General features: G+C 65.2%; 4 protein-coding genes. 2 read left to right on the top strand and 2 right to left on the bottom strand.

Going from position 1 to position 7,041, the window contains the following annotated elements; all coding sequences use genetic code 11:
- Nucleotides 1-244: 244 nt before the first annotated feature.
- Nucleotides 245-2,209, bottom strand: a complete 1,965-nt coding sequence (locus P4U43_RS17260; RefSeq protein ID WP_277359838.1) for a penicillin-binding transpeptidase domain-containing protein — start codon at nt 2,207-2,209, stop codon at nt 245-247.
- Between the two features lie 99 nt (nt 2,210-2,308).
- On the opposite strand from P4U43_RS17260, the gene P4U43_RS17255 reads away from it, so the two are divergent.
- Nucleotides 2,309-3,310: an aldo/keto reductase gene (locus tag P4U43_RS17255; protein ID WP_277359837.1), complete on the top strand. Its 1,002-nt coding sequence runs from the start codon at nt 2,309-2,311 to the stop codon at nt 3,308-3,310.
- Between the two features lie 119 nt (nt 3,311-3,429).
- Entirely contained in the window at nt 3,430-6,027 is a 2,598-nt protein-coding gene (gene clpB / locus P4U43_RS17250) for an ATP-dependent chaperone ClpB (protein WP_277359836.1), read from the top strand.
- Between the two features lie 57 nt (nt 6,028-6,084).
- On the opposite strand, the gene P4U43_RS17245 is transcribed toward clpB, so the two are convergent.
- On the bottom strand, nt 6,085-7,041 hold a 957-nt coding region (locus P4U43_RS17245), incomplete at its 5' end, for a septum formation family protein (RefSeq protein ID WP_277359835.1).

Genomic DNA, 7,041 nt, shown 5'->3' with positions numbered 1-7,041 from the left:
CGGCTGGACGTCCGGCGGGCTCGCGTGGAGCCGGCTCACGCAGGGCGAGCGCACCGGCGTCGAATGAGCGCCGCGGCCGCTAGGTAGCATCCTTGAAACGCCCCTGCCCACCGAGTTGACGAACAACTCGGTGGGCAGAGGCGTTTTTGCGTCGATCAGAACAGTGGCTACCAGGAACGATCGGCAAGGAGATCGTTCCGACATCGGGCAGCCGGTACCTGCAGCGGTTGCGGTAGCGGCCCGGCTACTGACCGGCCCCGCGAAGGAATTCCTCCATCAGCGGGCCGCCGGAGATGGAGCCGCGTTCACCCTCCTCAACGAAAACGGCAACCGCAAGATCCCCCTGCAGAGCTACCACCCAGGCATGCGTCCGGGGCGGATCTTCCGTGCCGAATTCGGCCGTGCCGGTCTTGGCGAGGACCGGCTCGCCCGGGATATCCGCGAGCAGTTGCGCACCACCCACCGTGACGACGGCGCCCATCATCTCCCGAAGTGCTGCCGCCTCGTCGGCCGTCAGGCTACTTGGCGTTGGAGCCGGCTGTGTCTGGGCTTCTGCTGTTTGTTCAGTTGAGGGCTCAGCAGAAGCCAACGACGGCGGCGCCTCCTCCGGCGCTGCGGTCCCTGCCAGGAGCGTGGGTGCCACCCGTTCTCCGGCGCCGACCGAGGCGGCCATGATGGCCAGGGACAGTGGGGAGACCAGGACCTCGCCCTGCCCGATCATGGATGCTGCATGAGCAGTGCCGTCCGCCTCCGTCGGAACCGAGCCGAAGAAAGCGGGGGTTCCAATGGGAACGTCGATTCCAATGCCCAGGTCCGCGGCAGCCGAGGCCAGCGCTTCCTGGGAAACGACGTCGCGCTGTGAGATGAAGCCAGTGTTGCAGGATTGCGCAACGGCCTGCAGGAGCGGAATTTTCCCGGTGAACTGCGCGGGATACCCCGGCACGTTGTTGAACGCGCGCCCCTCGACCACCAGCTCCTCGGGGCAGCTGGTGGGGGTCTGCGGGGTGAAGCCGTTCTTGAGCAGGGCAAGTGATGTGGCCACCTTGAAGGTAGATCCGGGCGGATACTGGCCAAGCAGTGCGGTCTGCAAACCCTCGCTGCCGGGGCCGTTCGCGACCGTCAGGATTTCTCCAGTTGACGGCCGGATAGCCACAATCGAGGATGCCGAGGGTTCTTCTGCGAGCACGTTCTCTGCCAGTGTCTGCAGCGCCGGATCAAGTGTGAGTTCCAGCGGCTCTCCGGGAACCGGCGCCTTCTCGAAGAGGACTTCGCTGGTGCGTGCTTCTCCCTCCCCGGTCACGGCTTCGATGACCATCCCGGGGGTGCCGCCCAGCTGCTCGTCATACTGCAACTGAAGACCCGATAAGCCCGCAACATCACCCGGTTCGAGGCGACCAGCAGACTGCTCCACCAGCTCAGCCGTCACCGGCCCAACGGACCCCAGCAGCTCCCGGGCAAAGGTGCGGGTGGGGGCAAGGGACATGGTGTCCGGGATGCCGGATGCTCCCGGGATAGCGTCAATCTCTTCGTCCGAGACGGGGCGGTCCTCGTTGTCACGCAGGACGATCGCCTCGACGAAGGCCTGCTCGCCGGCACTCAGCACCTGTTCTGTGTAGGCGGCAGGATCGATGCCGACTAGTTCGGCCAGCGCGGCGGACGACGATTCAAGCCCGGAAGCATCGATCCGCGTCTTGTCGATGCCCACCCTGATGACCGGGCGGTCTGTCACCAGAACCTCGCCACCGGCGCCGAGGACTTCCGCGCGTTCGGCCGGTGTGCGGGAGACCGCAAGCGAAGCTTCGGCACTGAGGCCGTCAACGGCGACGGAGGGATCCCAGCCCGCCTGCCATTGGTCATCAACCAGCGTCAGCTCGGCGGTGGTGGTGTAGGTCCAATCCTTGTCGCTGTCATCAAGATCCCACACATGATTCAGCTGGGCCGTTGCGGTGTCTTCTCCCGTCGATTCCACGCCCGCAACGGAAACCTTCGGTGAAACCGCGTCAAGGGCAGCGGTGATTTCTTCGAGCTGCGCTGTGGCATCCTCACCGGAGACGGCGGCAAAAGCAACGCTGCTCAGGTCCCCGCCGGCCAAGCCCTCGGCGAGGCGTGTGGCTGCATCCTCGGCCGTAGGACCATCCTGTGAGCAGGAGGTCAGCGTCAACGCCAACGCGGCAACGGTCAGGACGGACGTGATGTTGGTTTTCCCCATGGGTTCATTATTGCCTAGGTGCTTCCCGGATGATCCCGCTTGTCCACATACGCCGCGCAGGCCTGTCGGGCGGCCTGTCAGCGGAATACCATCGAGGGCATGACCACCCTCATCCGAACTGAACTGGCAACCGGCCTCACCGTGAGCGCCCAGGGATTCGGCGGCATGGCGCTCACCGATGTCTACGGCGGGCTCGATCAGGAACAGGCACTGAAAACGCTCCACCATGCTGTCGACACCGGCGTGACGTTCATCGACACGGCTGACGTGTACGGTGCGGGCAGCAACGAAGAACTCGTTGGCCGGCTGCTCCAGGGGCGGCGGGACGAGGTGGAAGTCGCCACCAAGTTCGGAATCGAGGGGAGCCCGGCTTCAGGCTACACGGGCGTCCGCGGAGATGCTGCCTATGTGCAAAGCGCAGCAGAAGCCAGCCTGCGGCGGCTGGGAACGGACGTCATTGACCTCTACTACATGCACCGGCGTGATACTTCCGTACCGATCGAAGAGACAGTCAACGCGATGGCGGTATTGGTTGCAGCGGGAAAGGTGCGCCATCTGGGACTCTCAGAGGTGACTGCGGATGAGTTGTCGGCCGCCCATGCCGTGCATCCGATCGCCGCCGTACAGAGCGAATGGTCCATTTGGAGCCGGGACGTCGAACGTCAGGTTGTGCCCGCAGCTGTACGGCTCGGGGTTGGGTTTGTGCCTTATTCGCCGCTCGGTAGGGGGTTCCTCACCGGGACGGTCCAGGCTCGGTCACTCTCTGCCGGCGACTTCCGGCATCGCGTGCCGAGGTTCAGCGCGGACGCGATGGATGCCAATGCCGCCGTGGTGGAAGCCGTCCAAGCGGTGGCCGTCAATGCCGGAGCCACGCCCGCGCAGGTGGCCCTTGCCTGGCTCGGGGCGCAGGGCTCCAAGTTTGGGCTTCCGGTAGTTCCGATTCCCGGCACCCGCAAACCGGAGCGCATCGACGAGAACGCAGGCGCGCTTTCGGTGACGCTTTCCGACGCGGATCTGGATGTGCTGGATGCGGCTGCGGACCTCGTGGTGGGCGAGCGCAGTGCCAACCCCGGCTGGGTGTCGAAGGGCAGGGAGGCCTGAGGCGGCTCTGTGCATCGGCAGCGGTTCGCCTGAAGTGAAAACGCCCTCCGAACACTGCGGCGTTAAGTTGAGCGTAGTACACTCAACTTAGTAGTTTGCGCTAATGCAGGAGGGCCAGCATGGACACCAAGTTCACCACCAAGAGCCAGGAAGCACTGTCTGCTTCCGCTATGAATGCCTCCACCGCAGGAAACCCCCAGGTGGAGCCCGCACACGTACTCAAGGCGTTGATGGATCAGCGGGACGGTGTGGCTGTCGCGCTGCTCTCGGCTGCCGGTGTGGGTGCTGACAGTGTCAGCGTCAAGGCGAGCGCCGCGATCAAGGCGATGCCGTCGTCGTCGGGTTCATCCGTTGCCCAGGCACAGTTTTCACAGCCCATGCTGAGGGTCATCACCGCTGCGCAGCAGGAGGCGGAATCGCTGGGGGACTCCTTCGTCTCCACCGAACACCTCCTCCTCGGGATCGCCGCTGACTCCGGGCCTGCAGGCCGGATTCTGCGCGAGGAAGGAGCCTCCCGTGATGCGCTGATTGCGGCGCTCCCGGGCGTGCGTGGGGACCGGCGCGTCACCAGCCCTGATCCTGAGAACACCTTCCAGGCGCTTGAGAAGTTCGGTGTGGACCTGACGGAGATCGCGCGCTCGGGCAAGCTGGACCCGGTCATTGGGCGTGATACCGAGATTCGCCGCGTGGTGCAGGTGCTCTCTCGCCGTACCAAGAACAATCCCGTGCTGATCGGTGAGCCGGGGGTCGGCAAGACGGCCGTCGTGGAAGGCCTGGCGCAGCGCATGGTCGCGGGGGACGTTCCTGAGTCACTGAGGGGCAAGACGCTCATCAGCCTCGATCTGGGTTCGATGATCGCCGGTGCCAAGTACCGCGGGGAGTTCGAGGAACGCCTCAAGGCGGTCCTTGAGGAGATCAAAGCCTCGAACGGACAGGTGGTCACCTTCATCGATGAGCTGCATACCGTTGTCGGAGCGGGTGCGTCGGAAGGGTCCATGGACGCCGGCAACATGCTCAAGCCCATGCTCGCCCGCGGCGAGCTGCGCCTGATCGGCGCCACCACCCTGGACGAGTACCGGGAGAACATCGAGAAAGACGCGGCGCTCGAACGCCGGTTCCAGCAGGTCTACGTCGGTGAGCCAAGCGTTCAGGACACCGTGGGCATCCTGCGCGGACTCAAGGAACGCTATGAAGCCCACCACAAGGTGTCCATTGCGGACTCGGCGCTGGTTGCGGCCGCAACACTGTCCAACCGGTACATCAGCGGACGCCAGCTACCGGACAAGGCCATCGACCTGGTGGATGAAGCGGCGTCCCGGCTGCGGATGGAGATCGATTCCGCCCCGGAGGAAATCGACCAGCTGCGCCGCGCCGTCGACCGCCTCACCATGGAGGAACTGGCGCTCGAGGGTGAGTCTGATGAAGCGTCGGTTGAGCGTCTGGAGGCCCTCCGCGCGGACATGGCGGACCGCAAGGAGCAGCTCGCTGCGCTGAACGCCCGCTGGGAGGCGGAAAAGGCCGGGCTGAACCGCATCGGCGACCTCAAGGCGAAGCTGGATGAACTGCGCTCACAGCAGGAACGCACCCAGCGCGAGGGTGATTTCGAGACTGCCTCCCGCATTCTCTACGGCGAGATACCGCAGGTCCAGCGGGAACTTGATGCCGCGCAGGCGGAGGAGGAGCGGTCCGCGGATTCGCCGGAGCTGATGGTCGCGGAGGAGGTCACGGCATCGGACATTGCGGAGGTGATCTCTGCGTGGACCGGTATTCCGGCGGGCCGCATGCTGCAGGGTGAAAGCCACAAGCTGCTCCACATGGAGGAGAACCTTGGTGAGCGCCTGATCGGCCAGAAGAAGGCCGTTGCGTCGGTTTCCGATGCAGTGCGTCGCGCCCGTGCCGGGATCTCGGACCCGGACCGGCCCACCGGATCTTTCCTCTTCCTCGGGCCTACCGGTGTAGGTAAAACTGAACTCGCCAAGGCCCTCGCGGACTTCCTGTTCGACGATGAGCGTGCAATGATCCGCATCGACATGTCCGAGTACTCGGAGAAGCATGCGGTTGCGCGGCTGGTCGGCGCGCCTCCCGGGTACGTGGGGTATGAGGAGGGCGGGCAGCTCACCGAAGCGGTCCGGCGCAGGCCCTACAGCGTGGTGCTGCTCGACGAGGTGGAAAAAGCTCATCCCGAAGCGTTTGACATCCTCCTTCAAGTGCTCGACGACGGCCGGCTCACCGATGGTCAGGGCCGCACGGTGGACTTCCGCAACGTGATCCTGGTGATGACATCCAACCTGGGTTCCCAGTTCCTGGTGGACCCCACCGTGGATGAGGCCGCGCGCCGGGATGCGGTCATGTCGGTGGTTAACTCAAGCTTCAAGCCGGAGTTCCTCAACCGGCTCGATGACATCATCATGTTCGACGCGCTCAGCATTGAGGAGCTCTCGCAGATTGTGGATCTGCAGGTGGCTGCGCTCGCGGCCCGGCTTCAGGACCGCCGGCTCACACTCGATGTCACCGACGCCGCGCGGGAATGGCTGGCACTCACCGGGTTTGACCCCGCGTACGGTGCCCGGCCGCTTCGCCGCCTGGTGCAGCGTGAGATCGGCGACCGCCTCGCGCGCGGATTGTTGTCAGGAGAAATCAGCGACGGCGACAAGGTCCGGGTTGACCGTGCAGCGGACGGGGCAGCAGGGCTGAGCGTCGGCAGCGTTACGGCCTAAAAGTGGCAGATCCCCGTGCCGGCGGCGTCGGTACGGGGATCCAGGCACTTCTTTCGGTCACCCGGCCAGCAGGGTGTCTGTGATGACGTTGCCTTCATCGGAGACTACGAAGCAGTCGATGCGCCGGTCGCCGTCCGCCCAGGTACCCGACGTCGGGGTGACCTGGGTCAGTGTGAGGCCCGCGTACTCTGCGGCCGCGTTCTCATCAATCGCCACCGAGTTGCACAGATCGTCTCCGCTGGCATTCAGTGCAGCTTCCCCGGGGAACTCCGAGTCCTCGGGGAAGGAGGTGGTGGCCAATAGCTGGGCATTGTGCGGCGTGGTGCACGTAACGGTGGTGACGTCAGCGCTGAGGTCAGTGGAATCGAAGCCGTGGATACAGTCTCCGGCGACGAGTTCGAGGGGCGAGATGCCTTCCGCGATGATGCCGTCCGCACCCGGAGTGGTGCTGGCAGAGGACGCGGCATCGGAAGTGTCCGCACCCAGCGCATTGACGATGCTCGCGATCGCGAAGATCAACAGGGCGAGCACCACCAGTCCTGCAACACCCAGAATGATCAGCTTTTTCCGGCTTCCGCCGCGGGAAGAGCGGCCGGCGGAACGGGCTCGGATGCGCGTAGGGGCAGGGTCATCCCCTCCCGTCGGTGGAAGGCCATAGGGCCCGCCCACAGGCGGAACAGGGCTCCCGGGAGCCTGCGGTTGCCCGCTCGCGAATGGTTGGGCCCACGGCGCTTCGGGAGCGGCCGAATCTGAGGATGCGCTGGTTGCTTCCGGTTCTTCAGTTCCGGGTTCAGCGGCGACTTCAGTCTCGGTTCCAGCTCCGGTTCCGGTTCCGGTGGGGTCGGTTGGTTGCGGGTCCCCGGCGGCGGTTGTAACCTCGTCGGCCTTCACGGCGGCGGCGGACGCATCAGCTTGGCCGGCGTCGAACAACGCGTCCCAGCGGGCCTCATCGCTGCCCGGGCCTGTCCAGGCCGGCTCGGTGCCTGATGCCGCGAAACTCGTCAATCCGCCTGG

Origin of the sequence: Arthrobacter vasquezii (assembly GCF_029455255.1) — a bacterium.
GTDB lineage: Bacteria > Actinomycetota > Actinomycetes > Actinomycetales > Micrococcaceae > Arthrobacter_D > Arthrobacter_D parietis.
This window is presented reverse-complemented; position numbering and strand designations above follow the sequence as displayed.